At 39.1% G+C, this 20789-nt stretch carries 17 protein-coding genes; 11 read left to right on the top strand and 6 right to left on the bottom strand.

Annotated features, from left to right (window positions below; all coding sequences use genetic code 11):
* Window positions 1-26: 26 nt before the first annotated feature.
* On the bottom strand, window positions 27-647 hold the full coding sequence (locus EWM59_RS10615) for an HAD family hydrolase (RefSeq protein ID WP_130020944.1): 621 nt from the start codon (window positions 645-647) through the stop codon (window positions 27-29).
* A 612-nt stretch (window positions 648-1259) separates the two neighbouring features.
* Window positions 1260-1496, bottom strand: coding sequence for a hypothetical protein (locus EWM59_RS10610; protein WP_130020943.1), 237 nt, complete (start codon window positions 1494-1496; stop codon window positions 1260-1262).
* A gap of 795 nt (window positions 1497-2291) precedes the next feature.
* Here EWM59_RS10610 and EWM59_RS10605 point away from each other — a divergent pair.
* Window positions 2292-2501 (top strand): helix-turn-helix transcriptional regulator, encoded by a 210-nt coding sequence (locus EWM59_RS10605; protein ID WP_130020942.1) that lies wholly within the window; start codon window positions 2292-2294, stop codon window positions 2499-2501.
* A 65-nt stretch (window positions 2502-2566) separates the two neighbouring features.
* On the opposite strand, the gene EWM59_RS10600 is transcribed toward EWM59_RS10605, so the two are convergent.
* Window positions 2567-3523: an acetyl-CoA carboxylase carboxyltransferase subunit alpha gene (locus tag EWM59_RS10600; RefSeq protein WP_130020941.1), complete on the bottom strand. Its 957-nt coding sequence runs from the start codon at window positions 3521-3523 to the stop codon at window positions 2567-2569.
* A 26-nt stretch (window positions 3524-3549) separates the two neighbouring features.
* Complete coding sequence (locus tag EWM59_RS10595) at window positions 3550-4971, bottom strand: MBL fold metallo-hydrolase (protein ID WP_130020940.1); 1422 nt, start codon at window positions 4969-4971, stop codon at window positions 3550-3552.
* 154 nt (window positions 4972-5125) lie between these two features.
* On the opposite strand from EWM59_RS10595, the gene dacB reads away from it, so the two are divergent.
* A complete protein-coding gene (gene dacB / locus EWM59_RS10590) occupies window positions 5126-6568 on the top strand; it encodes a D-alanyl-D-alanine carboxypeptidase/D-alanyl-D-alanine endopeptidase (RefSeq protein ID WP_130020939.1) in 1443 nt (480 codons plus the stop codon).
* A 323-nt stretch (window positions 6569-6891) separates the two neighbouring features.
* Entirely contained in the window at window positions 6892-7689 is a 798-nt protein-coding gene (locus EWM59_RS10585) for an alpha/beta fold hydrolase (protein ID WP_130020938.1), read from the top strand.
* Here the strand turns inward: EWM59_RS10585 and EWM59_RS10580 are convergent.
* Window positions 7686-8057, bottom strand: a complete 372-nt coding sequence (locus EWM59_RS10580) for a group III truncated hemoglobin (protein WP_130020937.1) — start codon at window positions 8055-8057, stop codon at window positions 7686-7688. The genes EWM59_RS10585 and EWM59_RS10580 overlap by 4 nt on opposite strands.
* Before the next feature lie 175 nt (window positions 8058-8232).
* On the opposite strand from EWM59_RS10580, the gene EWM59_RS10575 reads away from it, so the two are divergent.
* The 7 genes from EWM59_RS10575 to EWM59_RS10545 all read left to right on the top strand — a co-directional run bounded on the left by EWM59_RS10575 (window position 8233) and on the right by EWM59_RS10545 (window position 16104).
* Window positions 8233-8739, top strand: coding sequence for a hypothetical protein (locus EWM59_RS10575; protein WP_130020936.1), 507 nt, complete (start codon window positions 8233-8235; stop codon window positions 8737-8739).
* Between the two features lie 4 nt (window positions 8740-8743).
* On the top strand, window positions 8744-8944 hold the full coding sequence (locus EWM59_RS10570) for a helix-turn-helix transcriptional regulator (protein WP_130020935.1): 201 nt from the start codon (window positions 8744-8746) through the stop codon (window positions 8942-8944).
* 601 nt (window positions 8945-9545) lie between these two features.
* Window positions 9546-10649, top strand: a complete 1104-nt coding sequence (locus EWM59_RS10565; protein WP_130020934.1) for an endonuclease/exonuclease/phosphatase family protein — start codon at window positions 9546-9548, stop codon at window positions 10647-10649.
* Between the two features lie 89 nt (window positions 10650-10738).
* A complete protein-coding gene (locus EWM59_RS10560; RefSeq protein ID WP_130020933.1) occupies window positions 10739-12412 on the top strand; it encodes a glucosidase family protein in 1674 nt (557 codons plus the stop codon).
* A gap of 37 nt (window positions 12413-12449) precedes the next feature.
* A complete protein-coding gene (dprA, locus tag EWM59_RS10555) occupies window positions 12450-13559 on the top strand; it encodes a DNA-processing protein DprA (protein ID WP_130020932.1) in 1110 nt (369 codons plus the stop codon).
* Between the two features lie 97 nt (window positions 13560-13656).
* A complete protein-coding gene (locus EWM59_RS10550) occupies window positions 13657-14565 on the top strand; it encodes an alpha/beta fold hydrolase (protein WP_229239334.1) in 909 nt (302 codons plus the stop codon).
* A 111-nt stretch (window positions 14566-14676) separates the two neighbouring features.
* A complete protein-coding gene (locus tag EWM59_RS10545) occupies window positions 14677-16104 on the top strand; it encodes an amidohydrolase (RefSeq protein ID WP_130020931.1) in 1428 nt (475 codons plus the stop codon).
* A gap of 172 nt (window positions 16105-16276) precedes the next feature.
* On the opposite strand, the gene EWM59_RS10540 is transcribed toward EWM59_RS10545, so the two are convergent.
* Window positions 16277-16738 carry an Lrp/AsnC family transcriptional regulator gene (locus EWM59_RS10540; RefSeq protein ID WP_130020930.1) on the bottom strand — a complete coding sequence of 154 codons (462 nt, stop codon included), beginning with the start codon at window positions 16736-16738 and terminating at the stop codon, window positions 16277-16279.
* Between the two features lie 257 nt (window positions 16739-16995).
* Here EWM59_RS10540 and metH point away from each other — a divergent pair, with 257 nt between their 5' ends.
* A complete protein-coding gene (metH, locus tag EWM59_RS10535) occupies window positions 16996-20784 on the top strand; it encodes a methionine synthase (RefSeq protein WP_374755943.1) in 3789 nt (1262 codons plus the stop codon).
* Window positions 20785-20789: the final 5 nt, after the last annotated feature.

Here is a 20789-nt window from a genome sequence, read left to right as displayed (position 1 = left end):
GTATAATTGAAGTGCAAAGAAACGATTTAAAAAATCGTTTTACAATATTCAGTAATACAAGTTGGTGGTTCTACCAAAATTGTTTGCATACCTAAAGCACTTGCTGACTGAATATTATGAGGATTATCGTCTAAGAACAATACTTCGTGAGGTTTCAGGTTAATGGTTTCCAGGACATAATGGTAGATTTCGGCATCGGGTTTCCACATGCCGATTTCGTAAGACAGAAACAACTGGTCGAATAATTCGTCGAGGTGTCGGTAGCCAAATGTTTTTTTTAGGTATGAGTTTGAAGCCTCAATATGAATATTGTTAGTATTACTCAATAAGTAAATTGGATATTTCTTACGGAGTTCTATCAAAAAATCAATTCTTTCCTGCGGAATATCCAGCAGAAGAGAGTTCCATGCTCTATCCACTTCATGGTCACTTAGCGGAAAGCCAACGGTTTGTCTGACAATCTCTCTGAACTCAATATCAGTAAACTGCCCGGTTTCATAACGTCTGAATAGCTGATTTTCTAAAACGAGTTTTTCAATAACTGCTTGTCGTTTGCCTGTAAGACTGGCAAAGGCCTGGAAGGTACGAGGGATGTCGATGTTGATGATAACGTTTCCGAAGTCAAAAATAACGGCTTTTACTTTCATACAGATTTTGGTAGAGATTGAGCATTAAAAAAGTGTCAAACTGTTGTTAAACGTCTGACACTTTCGAAATATTTTGCAGAACAAGACTTCGGAAATAAAAAAAATGACTACACATCAATCAAGGCCATGGAGTCTGAAACTACTTTTTTTGATATGCAATACTAAAAGGGACATTTCACGATATATTTTAAGGCTCAAAATAAATAATATAAAATATAATAAAAGCAATACCAACTATACAAGTAATTAACCTTCTGGTGCGTAATTCGTTATCATTGAATAGATAGGTACCTATGTAATTGAAAATGGCGATAAGCAACAATAAAAAAATCAATGATACTCGTATTTGAAATCTTAAAATAAGATTACTTACTAATATGTCAATTAACAGGTACAGAAAAACAAAGATTATTGTAATAATATAAGGTCGGGTTGATGTCAACCGATAAAAAGCCAATATATTTTTCATAATAATCTGATTAATCTATTATTAACATAGGCTAATCTAAAACATGAATAGCCATTTTCAGTTTATTGAAGGAGTTTGGTTAGAATTTATAGTTCACTTTTAAGCATTGAACCATGAGTACTATAAATCCTAACCAATAAAGATTACTTCTTGAAATATTTTTTATAAAGCAAAGATATAAGACCAAAAATACAAATAGTAAAAACTGCAAAGCCTGCTACCATAAATATTCTTCCTATATCTCTATGATTGATAGAAAATAATGCAATCCCAATAGTTAGAACAACATAACCGGATAAAAATAATATAATAATTAACTTTGGCTTCATAGAAAAATCAATCAAAAGGGTTACATGGACAAGCAGGGCTGCAAGATCCACTGGTACAAGTAGCTAAAGCAGTTGTTAAAAAAGTGGCTTTACACGTTACAGAAGCTAAATCGCAAGCGATATCACAAATTGGATCACTTTCGCAAGCATTCTTCATAATATTGTATCCTGTGGTAACACAAGCATAACATTCATTTTCCTTCCTTATTCGACCATTTTTATTATTTAAAAAGAGTTTTCCATCAGAGTAAACTTCATGGATTATTACAGTCTTTTCAACATCTTTAATATAAAAAGTTCCGTTTTTAGCGTCTTTGAAATTTGACTCAAAAATGAAAAGAGTAATTTTTTCATTATCGTTTAAGTATATAAATAGCGAGTTACTTGAATTTTGGAACGGTATAATAACGTAGCTTATATCTTTTCTGTTCTTTAATATGGTTCGTTGCGAGTGATTAGTATTTAGTTTTCCAAACTCCTTTTCAATTTCATTAAGTTTTATTTTATTCTTGAAATTATCATTTAAAGGATAGGCCTCAACTTTTTCAATTTCAAGTAAATTTGTATTAGTCTGACTTTCTTTTTAAAAATTCAGATTTTGGGATTCTTCAACTTGTTTTAGTGTAGTAACAGTTTGTGTTGGAACATTCAACTCTTTTTGACAACCATTATTAATTAAATTCTATGCAAGTATAAGTAAAGCTCCTATGAAACTCTATGCTAAAACGCATAATCGTTATGCGTTTTAGCATAACTTTTTTATAATCAAAAATCAATGTAAAAATTGCTTTTTTGTAATATCTTTTCGACATTTACATAATACCTCTTTATAAACAATTTTTTGCTATGACATTTGGAACTAAACTTCGTAAACTTAGATTAGAAAGGGGTTATTCACAAGCCCATGTTGCAGACTTTATTGGTGTTGACCAAAGTTCGTATTGCCGCCTTGAGAGCGACAAGGTGCAACCAAAACTTCAAATCGCTCTTAAAATTGCACAATTATACCACATTGATTTAACGATGCTTTATGCAGCTACAATAGGGATATTGTGAGTAGACAAAAAAAGCGAGTAACAGCCCAAACCATTACTCGCTTTTGATATTTTATTATTTGATTCTTACGCTTCTTCAAAGAATCCCATTGAGCAGAATTTTTCGATGCGGGCATCAATTCTCTCTTGTGGAGATTGTTTTTCCAAGGCTTCAATTTCAGATAGGATTCTTGTTTTTAAACGATCTGACATATCGTCCCAATCAAGATGAGCACCACCGAGGGGTTCTTCAATAATGCCATCAATTAATTTATTCTGAAGCATATCGGTTGCCGTTGGTTTTAGTGCTTCGGCGGCTTGTTCTTTATAATCCCAGCTACGCCACAAGATGGTCGAACAGTTTTCAGGAGAAATAACCGAATACCATGAGTTTTCCAACATCAGCACTTTATCGCCAATGGCAATGCCTAAAGCGCCACCGGAGGCACCTTCGCCAATAATGATGCAAATAACAGGTACTTTTAGCACACACATTTCACGCAGGTTTTTGGCAATGGCTTCGGCTTGCCCACGTTCTTCGGCTTCCAGTCCCGGAAATGCACCCGGAGTATCGATTAAGGTAACAATGGGCTTATTGAATTTTTCAGCCATTTTCATCAATCTCAGGGCTTTTCTATAGCCCTCAGGGTTGGGCATGCCAAAGTTTCTGTATTGTCTTTCCTTGGTTTTGCGCCCTTTCTGCTGACCAATCAGCATTACGGTTTTACCATCAATGTCTGCAAAACCTCCTACAATAGCCGGATCGTCTCTTACAGTTCGGTCGCCATGCAGTTCATGAAACTCCTGACATATTTTTTCAATATAGTCTAAGGTATAAGGACGGTCGGGGTGGCGAGATAATTGCACTCTCTGCCAGCGTGTCAGATTCGAAAAAGTTTCTTTCTTTAAATTAAGAATATTTTCCGAAAGACTTCTCACAGCCTCTCTCACGTCCACATTATTTTCATCGGCCAGGCGTTGCATATCATCAAGTTTGGCTTCAAGCTCTGCAATGGGTTTTTCAAAATCAAGAAGAGTTCTCATAAAACGAATTACCTATATAGGCTTTGTTAAATTTCGTAAGTTTGTCCTTTGTCAGGTATCTCAATCTGCTGATACCCCTTTTGTTCAAGTGTAAGTTTAAAATTCTGCATGGTCAGATGCTCGCCATGAACCAGAAATACCTTTTTTACTTTATTTATATCCTGAGCGGCCACGAAATTAGTCAAATCTTTGAAATCTCCATGCCCGCTGAATACATCAATTCTTAAAATAGTGGCATTTACCGGAAATTTCTGCCCTCTAATGCTCAGTTCTTTGCGTTCGCCATTCAGTAATTTCCAACCAAGCGTGCCTTCGCTGGCATAGCCTACCATCAGAATTGTAGCATAAGGATTACTGATATTAGCCTCAATATGGTGTTCAACTCTACCCCCCTGTACCATGCCCGAAGCCGATATAATAATACAAGGCTCTGAATGATTGGAAACGGCTTTACTTGCCTGATTCGACTCCAAATATATCAGATTCTCGAAATCAAACAAAGATTCATTTTCTTCATGAAACGTACGGGCGTGTTTATTGAGCAGTTTTACACTCTTTTCATACACTCTTGAACTGGCCTTTGCCAACGGGCTATCAGTGAAAACCTTGATAGGCGTAAAGCCTTTTTCGGTATATAATTTATTGAGTGTGTATAGCATAGCCTGCGTACGCCCAACACTGAAAGAAGGAATAATGAGCCGCCCAGGCACATCAATACAGGCTTTCTGGATGATTCCGGCTAAAATATTTTCAGCTTCATCCTGGTCAATATGGTGGCGGTCGCCGTAGGTAGTTTCTGTTATCAGGTAATCAACGGGTGGTAGTGGTTGCGGGTCAATTAACAAGGGGTAGTTTTTACGACCTATATCGCCCGAAAAACCTAATGTTTTTTTCTGACCCTCTTCCCAAAACTCAATATACACGTGGGCTGCCCCTAATAAATGCCCTGCCGGAATAAAAGTAACGTAGCCGTCATCTTTAAACTTAAAACGCTGGTCGAAAGCAATCGGTACAAAATTGTCCATTGCTTCTTTCACTTGTCTTTCAAGGTATAATTCTCTCGAATCGACATCTTTTCTCTTTTTCGACCTTTTCTTGCTGTCATGTATCAGCTTAAACTTCCGCTGGTTCAGCGATGCTGAGTCAAGTAAAAGCAATTCGCTTAAATCCATCGTAGGTTTGGTACATAAAACCTGCCCTTCAAAGCCCTCTTTGTATAAATTAGGAATCTGACCCGAATGGTCGATATGGGCGTGAGTAAGGATTACTAAGTTTATTAATGAGGGGTCGAATGGAAAAATGCCATATGCTAACTTAGGTTTTTCGGGGTTGTTTTCTCTTTCTAAATCAGTACCACAATCAATTAAAACCTTATATTCATCATCAAACTCAAGTAGTACCATACTACCTGATACCTGTCTTGCCGCTCCCCAAAAAGTTATTTTCATACGAAAATGCTATCAAAAAATTAAAAAATATTAATGCAGAATAAGTTCTGCTTCATATTCAGTCACAAATTAAGGAAAGAAATCTTTTTTTTGCTAACCATTTCCTTTAAATTCGTTTTTGCCATAATCCCTTGCCTAAACCTGTATTGTCTCTATGAAGCTATTTTTATTTGTTATACTACAACTAAGTTCTCCCCTCCAAAAGTTTCAGCAACTATTAGATAGTATTCAGAACGACAAAGAAATCAGTACCGGAGTGGTGGCGGCTTCTATCAGGTCAACACAGACAGGCGAATATAAAATTCAGTTCAATGCCCGTAAATCGGTCAACTCTGCCTCGACACTCAAATTGGTTTCCACAGCTACCGCTTTATCGGTTTTAGGCCCCAATTATCGATATCAGACCTTTCTTGAATATGATGGTACCATAGCAGACAGCGTGCTGAAAGGGAATATTTATATCAGAGGTACGGGAGACCCCTCGTTGGGCTCTTCAAGAGTTGGAATGGATTTTCAGCAGATAGTCAATCTTTTTGCATTGAAAATCAAAGAGTATGGGATTAAGAAAATTGAGGGGAATATTATTGGTGATGGAAGTATTTTCCCGGATAATACCCTTGCTGATTCGTGGGTATGGGGTGATATTGGCAATTATTACGGGGCTGGTGTAAGTGGACTGAACATTAATGAAAACCTATATGAAATTCATTTTAAACCAGGTAAATCGTTAGGTGAAGATGCTCCTGTATCAAGACTTTCACCATTAGTTCCGAATATCAACTATATCAATAAAGTAACAACGGCTGAACGAGGCTCAGGCGATAATGTGTTGGTTTATAATACGCCTTTCAGTAATACAATCATTTCAGAAGGGACTGTTCCGATTGGGCCTGCCGATTTTGTAGTAAAAGGTTCTTTGCCAGACCCGGCCTATTTTCTCGCTTACCATGTGCAACGAAAGTTTCAGGAAATGCAAGGACAGACAAGTAATGAAGTAATAAGCTATCAGAATTTTAAACCAGGGTTTCAGGATACCAGAAAGCCGAGAAACCTGATTCTCAGTTACGATTCACCCTCTCTTTCTACACTTGCCCAGCACTGCAACTTTCAGAGTATTAACCTTTATGCCGATGCTTTTCTGAAAACGGTCGGCCACACGCTCTCGAAAGATGCGGGTTTTGATGCAGGTGTAAAAGCAGAGAAATTTGTATGGTCGCAGAAAGGAGTAGATTTGCAAGGATTCATGATACGTGATGGAAGCGGATTGTCTCCGTCAGGTGTACTCACAGCTAATAATTTAGTAGATATTCTGTTTGCGATGCGACGGGATAGTGCATTTAATGATTTTTATGCGTCTATTCCTGTAGTTGGTATTACCGGAACCGTACAGAATCTGGCAAAAGGGTCGAAGGCTGTGGGTAATGTAAGAGCCAAGAGTGGTTCTATTGCCAATACAAGGGCTTTTTCAGGCTATTATACGGCGGCTAACGGAGAACTGATGTCGTTTGCTTTCATCATCAACCGCTATTCAGACGGTGCCGACCGCAAAGCAAGAAGATACCTTGAAGAAATGATTAAACTGATGGTAGAACTATAAATGTATCACGATTTTTCAAATCGTTTTTAGAATTATTAACCAATTCTATAGTAAGTTGTATTTGAAGAGAAAATAAAAACTAAAAATTGTATCCTTGTAATGTCATTTCCTATTGAGGCGGACGGCCAGTCTACGATTAAAAATTGAGACAGAAAATAACTATGAAGGGAAGATATATCGAATTTTTAATTGTGTGAGTTTAAATGACACCTGCTTTTTTGCGTTACTTTTTTTCAGGTAAAAAAAGTAACAACCCGGGACTATGAAATAGGATTAATCTTGGAATAGTTTAACAATATGCTATCATTTATTAAGACACCACTATGCCTAAAACACTAATTAACGGAGTAAACTATTATTATGAAGAAACCGGAAGCGGTGATGAAACTATTATCTTTTCTCATGGCCTTCTTTGGAGCGGACAGATGTTTCATAAGCAGGTAGCGTATTTTAAAAACAAATACAGAGTTATCACTTACGACCATCGTGGACAAGGAAAAACAGATGCTCCGACAGAGGGTTATGACATGGATACTTTGTATGAAGATGCCGCCGTGTTGATAGAAAAATTAGTAGGGAAACCTGTGATTTTTGCCGGACTTTCGATGGGTGGATTCGTTGGGATGCGGTTGGCAGCCAGAAAACCTGACCTGATTAAAAAACTCATACTGCTTGAAACAACTGCCGACCCCGAACCTGCCGAAAATGTGCCTAAATATAAAATGCTGAATACCATTGTGAAATACATTGGCTTTTTTCCAGTGATTACTAAAGTGATGCAGATTATGTTCGGGAAGAAGTTTCTGACTGACCCGAATAGGGCAGAAGAGAAAAAATACTGGGTTAACCAGTTAAAATCGAATAACCGCAAAGGTATCACCAAAGCAGTAGATGGCGTGATTTACAGAAAAGGTATTGCTGAGGAGATTCATCAGATTAACTGCCCGACGCTGATCATGGTAGGCGACCAGGACGTAGCTACCAAACCCGAAAAAGCGCAAAAGATTCATTCACTCATCAAAAACTCAAAACTCATTATTTTTGAGGGAGGAGGACATACTTCTTCTGTTGAAGAACCGGAAGTTTATAATAGAGAAATTGAAAAGTTTCTGAATAGTTAGCTATTATTGTTCATTTTGGCATTCATAATCTGACCGATTTCTAATGCTTTGCTTTTGACAAACTCTGCCCTTGGTCCTTCAAACAAGGTATCAGCCGTAATAAACCATAAAGAAAGCCAACGCTCAAATCGTTCGGTGGTAAGCCCATGTTTCTGATTGGCTTGCAGGTGTACCCACATCATACCCCCATTATAGCTTCCTGTCTGAAAAAGCCAGTTTTCCCAGAAATTCACAACCCTTGTGATATGTCTGTCCCATTCGGTCTCAGGCATTACAAAAACAGGAGCAAGGTCAAAATCTTTATGTACTTTCTCGTAAAAACTATTTACCAGCAGTTCTATATCTGCTCTGTTCTGAATATCATTCATCACTATTGAAATTTTTACAAAGATAAAGAAGAAGGCTTTATGAAAAGCTGATAAAAATCATATTCGGCTTTGAATAAAATTTGTGATAAAATAATATCAAATAAATTTGTCAAAATGTAAAGTTTATTTTACTTTTGGTGCGTTATATTTTACATAAACAAAACAATACAAAATTATGGAACCAAGATTCTTATTTCCCCATCGTTACAAGCTCATCGGATGGCTGATGGCTATCCCATCTTTAATTTTAGGACTTTGTGTGCTGATTGGTGATTTCTCTTTCGATTTCCTTACGGTGAAGTTGCCCTTTGAATACATTTTTACAGATACTTTTCATACAGCAAACGGTAGTGGTAGTGCCACTGATACCATTTCTTATTTGAACTTTACCGATGAAATTGCGGCTATAGGTACCATAGTTGGTTTACTTTTAGTGGCTTTTTCAAGAGTGAGAATAGAAGATGAATATGTATCTAAAATTCGCCTTGAATCATTACAATGGGCTATTTATCTCAATTTCGCACTTCTGATTCTTGCTACCATTTTTATTCATGGAATGGCCTTTTTCAGTGTGATAGTTTATAATATGTTCACCCCGTTACTATTGTTTATTATCAGATTCCACTACATTTTATTCATGAAGCCTTCGTTTGAGGCAAATGGTAAATTACAGAACAGTTGAAGCTATGAGAAACAGAATCAGAATCGAACGGGCTATTCTTGACATTACGCAAGCTGACTTAGCCGAACGCATCCACGTGAGCCGCCAGACCATCAACGCTATCGAGAGCAATAAATATGTGCCATCGGCAGTGCTGGCCATGAAAATTGCCAGGATATTCGGAAAAACTGTTGAAGAAATATTTGAATTAGATGAAAATGACTAATAATCAACTAATATTCTGAATCCACGCAGTTTTATCAATGTTTTACACCCATTGATTTAATATACAAAATTATGAAAAAGCCCAGCCAATGCCCTTGCTGAATAAGCAAGGGTTTTTGTTTTATAAATCCAATTCATAATTTATTCTTAATCGGATAGTATAATTCTTTGCCTCTATCGTATATACCTTATGTGTCTGCTAATTGATAAAACTGAACAAATTTCTTTACTGGTTTTACTAATTCCCAGAATTTGTATTTTTTATAGATATTTGGGTTGAGGTATCCGAAGAAATAAGACTATTCGTAGGAATCGGTAAAAAGCGAATTTGGTGTTGTTCCTATCAGTAAATGAGAAAAAGTTTTGTGTGAGTTTGTTGAATTATGAGAATAGTCCTAAAAATTGGAAAAATAATAATATTGTCAAGCGCAAGTGAGGAATATTTTTTATAAATCAATATTTAATTCAATCTATCGTTTTTCGTTTTCATCAGAAGCAACTATTTTTAGGAAACTGTTTGAACCGTTACCATAACACCCAAAGCCAAAACCATTGGTTTAGACAGCATCAGGGTTTCATCCTGATTTTATGTATAAAATCGAATGATAGAACTTATCAGACTTTTCCTGAAACGATTCTTATTCTTTCTGAATATGATGCTGGCGCTATATACTTTATTAGTGTACCAACTGAGTTATTCGGTAAGTGTAAAGCATTGGCTCGGGGGCTTTCTGATGCTCTCACTACCCATTGCCTTTGCCGGAAATATTCTTTTTATTATACTCTGGACTTTCAGAAAATCCCGCAGGGCATTTATTTCCATAGGTATTCTGTTAATTGGTTTTCCCCTTATTCTCCGCACGCTTACCTGGCACCCGATTGATGAATCAGATAAACGAAAAGGAATTTCTGTATTATCCTACAACCTGATGTGGTGCGATATTGATAGCTATAGCTTAAAACGTGATACTGTTAATGCTATTAAATTAATCAGAACTGCGGTAGCCTTAGAGGCAGATATTAAATGTGTACAGGAGTTATTCAACGTTGATTATATTCCTCAGTACCGCATGATTCAGAAATTTAGGGTTACTCATCCTTATTATACTTATGTACATTCTACACCAGGTAACGATGAAGGGCAAGGTTCTATCGGCTTGGCTATTTTTTCAAAATACCCCATCATCAGAAAAGAAGAAAAGCACTGGGCGATTAATCATAACGGACTTTTATCAGCCGATATAGTGGTTGGAAAAGATACCATCAGGGTAATAAATGTACAGTTACGTTCAATGGGTGTGCGTGTCAATCGGGTTTTAGATGCCGGAGACGATAAAGAGAAAGCCAAGAAAGAAGCCAAAACTATTTATCATCAGTTGAAAGAAGGTTTCAGTGATAGAATTATTCAGATGATTGAACTGGAACTCTGGATAAAAAATAGCCCTTATCCGATTATCTTGGTAGGAGATTTTAATGAGGTTCCTTATGGCTACACTTATGGCCGCACCCTTAAATACCTGAAAAATGCGTTTGAAGAAAAGGGGAGAGGGTTTGGTTTTACCTACCATCGCTCACCGGGATTTTTAAGAATTGATAACCAGTTTTATGACGACAGGTATTATGAACTGAAACGTTTCGAAACCTTTTCTGAAATCCCTTATTCAGACCATTATCCTATCTGGGGAGAATATATCCTGAAAAAATAAGGGTGTCCGGCTCATGCTCAATTAATGCTATATATTGTTAGTAAAAGCATTCAGACAGAGTACAATCTATTATTTTATCTTTTCAACCTATGAGACTCTCTGTTATTGTATTAATTACACTCCTGTTCTTTTGTTCAGATTTTGTTTTCGGACAAACCCATTTTGGTAAAGGCACCGACCAATACGGCGTTTTTCTGAACAGCCTGAAAAAGCAATTAACCGAATCTGAATATAGGAAAACACTTCACTTTGGCGGAAAAAGAAGAAACCAGTTTGTGCAATGGATTCGGGACAATGTGCATGTAATGAAAGCCATGAAATACATGGAGCCTGAAATAAGCAGTTTCTGGGAGTTTTTTATGGAGAACCAAACCAAGGAAGGCTTGTATTTTGATTACTATTACCCCATAGCCGAACCTGTCAATCATCGGATGAATCTGTTTGAAAAAAGATACTGGAAAATTCTTTCAAGAGACTCTATACAGATGCACCGCTTGCCTGTTGAAGCTGATTTGGAATACCTGATGGTTGAGGGCGCTTATTATATCTGGCAGTCTACGGGAGACGATAATTATATAAAAAAGTGGTTGCCGAATCTTGAAAAGGGTCTGAATTATATTATGACCGACCCTTTACGGTGGTCGGCCAGGTTTCAGTTAGCCAAGCGTGGCTATACACTCGATACCTGGGATTTTATGCAATTACCCACCTCACGAGAGGAGTACAAAAAACAGGGTTTTGATGTGCAGAATGGTATTTTTAATATTGATGAAAAAACACCTATGGGCATCATGCACGGCGACAATAGTGGCCTGTATGCGGCTTGTATGCAACTCTCGGCTATTTATTCAGCTTCTAACAATCAGGATAAGGTAAATTTCTGGAAAGAAAAGGGTGAAGCTATCAGACAGTGGGCAAATCAGCTTTGCTGGAATGGCGAATACTACGCACATTTTATAGAAGACGACCCCTCGCCCGCCTATCTGAAAATAGACCATAGACACACTCTGAGTTTATCGAACCCTTACGATATTAACAGAGGTCTACCAACCCAGGAAATGGCGCAATCGATTATTGCCAACTATCAGAAACTGAAAGGAAATAATGTAGAAAATGCTTTTGCCGAATGGTTTGGGGTATATCCACCTGTTGAACCCGATTTTGCAGGCTATAAACCCGGGTCTTATATGAATGGTGGCGTAAATACCATTGTAGGCGGAGAACTGGCCAAAGCAGCTTTTCAGCATGGGTACGAGCAATATGGTGTAGATATTCTGGAAAGAATGATTGAATTGAATACTAAACATGGTGATAAATTACCTGTATCATACACACCGGAAGGAAAAGTAGATGCTGGCATACCTGATAACTGGGGGCAGGCCGCCATTATGAGTGCCATGATTGAAGGCCTGGCCGGAGTGATAGACAAAGGGCAATTGTTTGATAAAGTTGAAATTGCCCCAAGATGGCTGGCCGCCGGAAAAAACACAGCCGAAGTAAGGGTAGAGTATGGGCCGACTAAAAAAAATGTCAGCTATACTTTTAATCATGATATGAAAGCAAAAACCATAAATCTGATGTTAGCAGGTAGCCCGTCTAATTATGCTATTAAACTACTCTTGCCTGACTATAAACAGATAAAAAGCGTAAAGATAAACAAGAAAACGGTGGCTTTTAGTATAGATAAAGTCAGAAACAGCCAGTATCTGGTTCTGATGGATATTATGGACATAACACCATTGATTGAAGTCCGATATAAATAAATAGAGAAAGACTAAAAAGTATAGAATACAACACTACATGGAAAAACAATATCAGCTTGCTTTAACATTGGTTGAGGGTGTGGGAAGTATTATGTTCAGGCAATTAATCAGTAGCTTAGGCTCGGCAGAAAATGTATTTAAGGCAAAAACCGATAAACTGCTGAAAACGCCTGGAGTTGGTAAACAAATTATTGATGGATTGAGAGACAAAGCACTTCTGCCGAAAGCTGAGAATATTTTGAAAGAAGCGGAAAAACAGCAGATAAAACTCTACTTTTCGATTGATAAAGATTACCCTGCACGACTTAAAAGCCTCTATGATTCTCCTGCCATTCTCTATTTCAAAGGCAATGGTGATTTAAGTGCTTTACGCACTGTGGGGATGGTAGGTACAAGGCAGGCAACCGAATATGGGAGAAAAGTAACCGAAGAAATAGTGGAGCAGCTAAAGCCTTATGGGGTAAGTATCATCAGTGGTTTAGCCTATGGAATTGATATAGCCGCACACAAAGCTGCTATTGACAACGATGTGCCAACCATTGGGGTAATGGCCAGCGGACTGGATATTATTTATCCGGCGGCTCATAAGAAATATGCCGAACAGATGCTTGATAAAGGCGGACTATTATCAGAAAGTCCCTTTGGAATGAAACCCATCCGCAACCTGTTTATAGCCCGCAACAGAATTATTGCCGGACTAAGCGATGTCAACATCGTGGTAGAGTCGGCTGATAAGGGTGGAGCTCTGGTAACTGCCGATTTTGCCAATAACTACCACCATGAAGTTTTTGCAGTGCCGGGGAGCCTTGCCAATAAATATTCAATGGGTTGTCATAAGCTGATTAAAGAAAACAAAGCCAATATATTTACTGAGGTAAATGATATAATAGAAGCCATGAACTGGGGTTTGGAAAGTACAGGTACAGCCAGAACCAAACCCAGAGAACCGGAGATTGACCTGACACAATTTACGCAGGAAGAAGGACAGGTTATTGCTTATTTGCGCACACATGGCGAAACCCAGATTGATAACCTGAGTTTTCAGACTCAGATACCTATTAACCGACTGGCTTCTTTATTGCTGAATCTTGAGTTTCAGGGGATTATCAAAGCAATGGCAGGCAAGAAATTTGGACTTAAGTTATGAAAATTTAATAATTTTTAAAAGAAGCAAGTAAACGATTAGAGGGCTTATTACGTTATACCTGTAAGCCTTTGAAAATGTAATTAATAAAATAATTGTAGTGAACCGAATTAAACACTTAAACGGCAGAAGCAAAAGATTTGTAGCTTTTGTGGCTCTAAGTATGCTTCTTGGCTCTTGTTTCAGCAGATGGATTATGACCGAATCAGAAATTAAAGAGCACTACCGTGATAAATTTGCCAAGCCTTTGTATCACATGGTTGAAAACGACTCCCTCAAATTGCATTATGTAACTTTCGGGGCTGATACGGCACAACCTGTCTTGTTTATTCATGGCGCCCCGGGTGCATGGGACGGCTACCTGAATATGCTTGATGATAGCGCTTTGCAACATCAGTTTCACCTGATATCGGTTGACAGGCCCGGTTATGGTAAATCACAGAAAAAACCAAAAAAGCGGGTTTATAGCCTTGTTGAGCAGGCACAAGCCATTGTAATGGCATTGAAAAGTAACCATTCAGGCAAAAAAGCGATTATAGTGGGGCGTTCTTATGGTGCACCCGTAGCTGCCGAAATTGCCGCTATGTATCCTGAACTGGTGAAAAAAGTAATTCTATTATCTCCTGCCATTGACCCCGACACAGAAAAATTCTGGTGGTTCTCTAAATACGGAAAGTTTTTCATGGTCAGATGGTTTTTGCCTGAGCGCATGAATACCGCTACTGACGAAAAATATGCCCATGTGGCCGAATTGAGAAAATTAAAAAATGAATGGCCGAAAATTCAGTCAGATGTAACCGTGATGTGTGGCGGGCAGGATTGGATTGTGGACACCACCAACTTTACTTTTGCCAAAAAAATGTTGCAGGGGAATAAAAACGCCAGATTTATCTTTATCCCTGAATCAGGACATTTGATTTCAAGTTCAAGACCTGATTTGGTAAAAAAAGAAATCTGTGGTCTTGAAGATTTGAAAGAGACTATTCAACAACAGGCATCAGCCAATTAGGGTTATATAGTTACTATTTTATTTGCATAAAGATTCAGACAGTATTGTTTTATTGTCTGAATCTTTATTTTTTTGTGCTTATCTTACACTAAACTACTTACATCAATACACATGAAACACCTTTTATCACTCTTTGTCATTTTACTGCTCAGTGTTCATTTATCCGCACAAGATAAAAAAAATCAGATGTTGCAAAGCATTTCGAAAAAAGAAATGTACTATGGCGGTATTGCCAAACAAATCTGGAACTATGCCGAAGTAGGGTATCAGGAAACTAAAAGTTCGGCTTTATTGCAGGAAACGTTAGCTAAAGAGGGCTTTACGATTCAGAAAGGCGTTGCTGAAATTCCTACGGCCTTTGTGGCGTCTTTTGGAGAGGGTAAGCCCGTGATTGGTATTTTAGGTGAATACGATGCCTTACCCGGTTTTTCACAGGATTCTACTTTCGACCAGAAATCTATTGGTAGTAGCGCAGGCCATGCCTGTGGGCATCATTTGTTCGGTACAGCTTCGGCCGCTGCTGCCATTGCTGTAAAAGAATACATGAAAGCCAACAATATAAAAGGTACTATCCGTTTTTATGGCTGCCCTGCTGAAGAGGGTGGCTCGGGTAAAGTCTATATGGTTCGTGCCGGATTATTTAATGATGTAGATGCTGTTTTGCATTGGCATCCAAGTTCTTTCAATACTGCCAGTTTCGGTACATCATTAGCCAATAAATCAGGTAAATTCAGATTCTACGGGGTATCTGCTCATGCCTCGGCTTCTCCCGAAAAAGGACGTTCGGCATTAGACGGCGTAGAAGCCATGAATAACATGGTAAATATGTTGCGTGAACACGTACCTTCCGATTCACGTATCCATTATGTAATTACCAATGGAGGTAAAGCACCAAATGTAGTCCCTGATTTTGCCGAAGTGTACTATTATGCCCGTAATCCTCGCCGAGATATTGTCATTGATGTGTGGTCTCGTATCGAAAAAGCGGCCAAAGGAGCAGCTTTAGGTACAGATACACGTGTAGAATGGGAACTGACAGGAGGTACTTACGAACTATTGGCCAATGAAACACTGACACAAGTGATGCAGGATAACCTGGTTAAAGTAGGTGGTCTTACCTATACACCAGAAGAAAAGTCCTATGCCGAAAAACTATCAAAAAACTTAGGTTTAGACCATTTAAGGTATGAAGATGCCACAGGCATTAAACCATTGGACGTTGAAAAAACCGGAGCTGGTGGCTCAACAGATGTGGGTGATGTAAGCTGGGCTGTGCCAACTGTTGGGCTGAGTGTAGCCACCTGGGTACCGGGTACTCCGGCACATAGCTGGCAGGCAGTAGCCGCAGGAGGCATGAGCATTGGCCGTAAAGGTATGATGATAGCCGCTAAAACATTAGCACTTACGGCTACTCAATTATTTGAAAGCCCTGAAACTGTGAAAAAAGCCAAAGAAGAATTTCAGAAAGTTAGAGGTGCCAACTTTAAATATACATCATTGGTAGGGGACCGTAAACCGGCTCTGGATTACAGGAAGTGATGGAGAACGAAGAACCCCTAACCCCTAAAGGGGAACAAAAAATGTGAAGAAGATTTATTAACAAAAGAGCCATGCCTTTATTTTGATAATTAGTTGGTTTGGCTCTTTTAATCTATAAGTAAGTATTTTCGTTTGCTCCTTTAACCTTTCTCCATATTCCGTTCTCCAAAAGTTATACCTCAAATTTCGTTTCGTTCTTCACTTCGCTCATCACAAAAATACTGTGCGTACTACCGATGTTTTCGAGGGAGGCTAATTTATTCATCAGGAAACTTTGGTACTCCCGCATATCGTCAACTACTACTTTTATCATAAAATCATATTCGCCCGAAATGTTGTGACATTCTATTACCTCGGTCAGTTTTACTATTTCTTCCACAAACTTTTTGCCTGCTTCCTGTGCATGTTCTTTCAGCCGGATATTACAGAATACCATCAGGTCTTTGCCAATTTTTTCCCGGTCAATTACCGCTACATATTTTTTGATGACCCCGTCATTTTCCAGACGGCGTACACGCTCATATACAGGTGTAGGCGATAGGTTCAGACGGGAAGCCAGTTCTTTCGTTGTCAGATGCGCATTCTCCTGTAAGTATTTTAAAATTTCTCTGTCTGTCGAATCCAGTTTTTGCATAGATAAAATCTCGTTTGAAGCAAATATTTAGTTCAAATTTAAAAATAAAACTGATAAGTTTTTTATCTTATTTAGATATTTTATCTATTTTATTAAATGTTTCCAAAAAATCAATCTTTAAATGGTATTTTTGTGAGATAAATTTTGTTGTTAGTACACACGATTAAAGAAATCGTGCTGCAAAACTTAAAAGATAGATTCAAGTGAGCGACATTCGTGAAATTTTAAAAAACAGAATTCTGGTTCTTGACGGAGCTATGGGTTCATTGATTCAGCAATACAAGTTGACCGATGAAGATTATCGTGGAGCAAAATTCCGTGATTTTCCGCATGAAGTAAAGGGCAACAACGATATGCTTTCAATTACCCGTCCCGATGTTATCAAGGAAATACATGCCAAATATTTTGAAGCAGGGGCCGATATAGCCGAAACCAATACATTTTCGAGTACTTCTATTGCCATGGCCGATTATCACATGGAAGACTATGTGTACGAACTCAATTACGAGTCTGCTAAAATTGCCCGTGAAGTAGCTGATGAATTTACTGCTGCAAACCCTGATAAACCACGTTTTGTTGCAGGCTCTATTGGGCCTACCAACCGTACGCTCTCGCTTTCACCTGATGTAAACGACCCGGGTTTTCGGGCCATTACCTTTGATGAACTGGTAGATGCCTACTATGAGCAGATACAGGGCCTGGTTGATGGGGGGGCAGATGTATTGTTAGTTGAAACCATTTTTGATACACTCAATGCCAAGGCGGCTCTTTTTGCCATAGATTTATACCAGTCAGATAAAAGAAAAGGAACCATCCGCCCACTACAAAGCCATTCGATTCCAAAGCAAACGCATGAGAAAGCGGTTCTGGCCGGAAAAGACGTAAAAATTCCTGTAATGGTATCGGGTACGATTACCGATGCCTCAGGCAGAACCCTGTCAGGACAAACTACGGAAGCCTTTTTAACTTCGGTTTCTCACATAGATTTGTTGTCGGTGGGCTTAAACTGTGCTTTAGGGGCTGATTTGATGCGCCCATACGTACAGACACTGGCCAATGAAGCTCCTTTTATGGTGTCGGCTCACCCCAACGCAGGTTTGCCTAACGAAATGGGAGAATATGACCAGTCGCCGGAAGAAATGGCCGATATTGTAGAGGATTTTTTGCAGAACGGCTTTATGAATATCATTGGGGGCTGTTGTGGTACAACTCCGGCACATATTCATGCCATTGCTGAGGTGGCACAAAAATACAAACCGAGAGAAATTCCTCACTTTGAACCGATTCAGAAACTATCAGGATTAGAGCCTCTGAAGATTACCAAAGAAACCAACTATGTAAATATAGGTGAGCGTTGTAATGTAACAGGCTCAAAGAAATTTGCCCGATTGATTCGTGAAAGCAAATATGATGAAGCCATTTCGGTGGCCCGTGAGCAGGTTGAAGGTGGTGCGCAAGTAATTGACGTGAATCTTGATGAGGGGATGATTGACGGGGTAGAAGCCATGAAAACATTCCTGAATCTGCTAATGGCAGAGCCTGACATTGCCCGGTTACCTATCATGATTGACTCGTCGAAATGGGAAGTGATTGAAGCAGGACTGAAATGCGTGCAGGGAAAATCAATCGTAAACTCTATTTCTTTGAAAGAAGGGGTAGAGAAATTCAAGGAGTCAGCAGAGAAAGTAAAACGCTATGGTGCTTCAGCTGTGGTAATGGCATTTGATGAAACAGGACAAGCCGATAGCTACGAACGCCGGATTGAAATATGTAAACGTGCCTACGATATATTGGTAAACGAGGTGAACTTCCCTCCGCAGGACATCATCTTTGACCCTAATATTCTGACTGTTGCCACAGGTATTGAAGAACATAATAACTATGCAGTAGATTTTATCAATGCTACCCGCTGGATAAAAGAAAACCTGCCTTATGCCAAAGTATCAGGTGGGGTATCTAATATATCGTTCAGTTTCAGAGGAAATGAGCCTGTACGTGAAGCGATGCACACAGTTTTCTTATATTACGCGATTCAGGCGGGTATGGATATGGGTATCGTAAATGCAGGACAGTTGGGTGTGTATGACGATATTCCGAAAGATATGCTTGAGCTATGTGAAGATGTAATTCTGAATCGCCGCCCCGATGCTACCGAAAGATTGGTTACGTTTGCAGAGACAGTAAAATCGAAAGGCAAAGAGCAGGTAATTGATAATGCGTGGAGAGAATTACCAGTGAATAAGCGTCTGGAACATGCCCTTGTAAAGGGACTGACTGAGTATATTGATACAGACGTTGAAGAGGCCCGTCAGCAGGCAGAAAAGCCCTTGCATGTTATTGAAGGCCCATTGATGGACGGTATGAATGTAGTGGGCGATTTGTTTGGTGCAGGGAAAATGTTTCTGCCACAGGTAGTAAAATCGGCTCGTGTCATGAAAAAAGCCGTAGCCTATTTATTACCTTTTATTGAGGCTGAAAAAGAGGGCGGCGAAAGTTCGAGTGCCGGAAAAATACTGATGGCAACCGTAAAAGGCGATGTGCACGACATCGGTAAAAATATTGTAGGGGTAGTATTGGGTTGTAACAACTATGAAATCATAGACTTAGGCGTGATGGTGCCGACCGACAAGATTTTAGCAGAAGCGAAAAAGCACAATGTAGACATTATCGGTCTCTCAGGACTGATTACGCCAAGTTTAGATGAAATGGTGGGAGTAGCTAAAGAAATGGAACGTCAGGGTTTTAAAATGCCTTTGCTGATTGGTGGAGCCACTACTTCTCGTATTCATACGGCTGTTAAAATTGACCCGCACTATTCGGGTCCGGTTATTCACGTATTAGATGCTTCCAAGAGTGTTCCGGTGGCTGGCCGTTTGATGCAGAATGCGCAGACCCATCAGGAAATTTATGATGAAATAAAAACACAATATGCCAACCTGAGAACAGAACACGCCAGCCGACAAAAGGATAAAAACTTTATTACTATAGAAAAGGCACGTGAAAACCGTGTGCCGATTGATTGGGCGAATTTCCAACCTGTGAAACCCAAGTTTTTAGGAACGAAAGTATTTGAAAACTATGATTTGGCAGAAATCGCTAAATACATCGACTGGACGCCTTTCTTCCAGACCTGGCAATTGCATGGTAAATACCCGAAAATCTTTAATGATGAAGTAGTAGGCGCAGAGGCGAAGAAACTGTATGATGATGCCCAGAAAATGCTGAAGAAAGTGATTGCAGATAAATCATTGCAAGCCAAGGCGGTAATCGGGTTTTATCCGGCCAATGCAGAAGGCGATGATATTGTATTACACAATTTTGAAGAGTATCATTATGATTTGGCCGGGCAAGGCAGCCTGAAAGGCACAGGATACAGAGTATTAAGCAATACTGCCGTTGCCGAAGATGGGCAGTTAGTAGAAAATACTACTTCTCTAACCGTTTTACACAACCTGCGTCAGCAAAACCAGAAAGCACAGAATCTCCCAAATTTATGTCTGTCAGACTTCATCGCGCCTGTCAGTTCGCATAAAGAAGATTATATCGGGGCTTTTGCGGTAACAGCAGGGTTAGGCATTGAACCATTATTGGAACAATATGAAAAAGACCATGACGATTATAATTCAATCATGCTCAAAGCCATTGCCGATCGTCTGGCAGAAGCCTTTACCGAATTAATGCACGAAAAAGTACGTAAAGAGTATTGGGGCTATGATACTGACGAAAACCTGAGCAATGATGAACTGATTTCAGAAAGATACAAGGGTATTCGTCCGGCACCGGGTTATCCGGCCTGCCCTGACCATACCGAGAAGCGTGCTTTATTTGATTTATTAGAGGCAGAGAAAATAGGCATTGAACTCACCGAAAGTTTTGCCATGTATCCGGCAAGTTCAGTAAGCGGCTGGTATTTCTCTCACCCCGAAAGCAAATATTTCACCATAGGTAAAATCAGCAAAGACCAAGTGATTGATTATGCGCAACGGAAGGATATGAGTGTGGAAGACGTAGAAAAATGGTTAAGCCCGGTTTTGAATTATGATTGAGATTA

The organism is Emticicia agri (assembly GCF_004168285.1).
Classification (GTDB): Bacteria; Bacteroidota; Bacteroidia; order Cytophagales; family Spirosomataceae; genus Emticicia; species Emticicia agri.
This window is presented reverse-complemented; position numbering and strand designations above follow the sequence as displayed.

What these genes read in the sequence shown, in the direction of transcription:
- EWM59_RS10615 (WP_130020944.1), bottom strand. Translation starts at nt 647, where the DNA reads ATGAAAGTAAAAGCCGTTATTTTTGACTTCGGAAACGTTATCATCAAC.
- EWM59_RS10605 (WP_130020942.1), top strand. Translation starts at nt 2,292, where the DNA reads ATGACATTTGGAACTAAACTTCGTAAACTTAGATTAGAAAGGGGTTAT.
- EWM59_RS10600 (WP_130020941.1), bottom strand. Translation starts at nt 3,523, where the DNA reads ATGAGAACTCTTCTTGATTTTGAAAAACCCATTGCAGAGCTTGAAGCC.
- EWM59_RS10595 (WP_130020940.1), bottom strand. Translation starts at nt 4,971, where the DNA reads ATGAAAATAACTTTTTGGGGAGCGGCAAGACAGGTATCAGGTAGTATG.
- dacB (WP_130020939.1), top strand. Translation starts at nt 5,126, where the DNA reads ATGAAGCTATTTTTATTTGTTATACTACAACTAAGTTCTCCCCTCCAA.
- EWM59_RS10585 (WP_130020938.1), top strand. Translation starts at nt 6,892, where the DNA reads ATGCCTAAAACACTAATTAACGGAGTAAACTATTATTATGAAGAAACC.
- EWM59_RS10580 (WP_130020937.1), bottom strand. Translation starts at nt 8,057, where the DNA reads ATGAATGATATTCAGAACAGAGCAGATATAGAACTGCTGGTAAATAGT.
- EWM59_RS10575 (WP_130020936.1), top strand. Translation starts at nt 8,233, where the DNA reads ATGGAACCAAGATTCTTATTTCCCCATCGTTACAAGCTCATCGGATGG.
- EWM59_RS10570 (WP_130020935.1), top strand. Translation starts at nt 8,744, where the DNA reads ATGAGAAACAGAATCAGAATCGAACGGGCTATTCTTGACATTACGCAA.
- EWM59_RS10565 (WP_130020934.1), top strand. Translation starts at nt 9,546, where the DNA reads ATGATAGAACTTATCAGACTTTTCCTGAAACGATTCTTATTCTTTCTG.
- EWM59_RS10560 (WP_130020933.1), top strand. Translation starts at nt 10,739, where the DNA reads ATGAGACTCTCTGTTATTGTATTAATTACACTCCTGTTCTTTTGTTCA.
- dprA (WP_130020932.1), top strand. Translation starts at nt 12,450, where the DNA reads ATGGAAAAACAATATCAGCTTGCTTTAACATTGGTTGAGGGTGTGGGA.
- EWM59_RS10545 (WP_130020931.1), top strand. Translation starts at nt 14,677, where the DNA reads ATGAAACACCTTTTATCACTCTTTGTCATTTTACTGCTCAGTGTTCAT.
- EWM59_RS10540 (WP_130020930.1), bottom strand. Translation starts at nt 16,738, where the DNA reads ATGCAAAAACTGGATTCGACAGACAGAGAAATTTTAAAATACTTACAG.
- metH (WP_374755943.1), top strand. Translation starts at nt 16,996, where the DNA reads ATGGGTTCATTGATTCAGCAATACAAGTTGACCGATGAAGATTATCGT.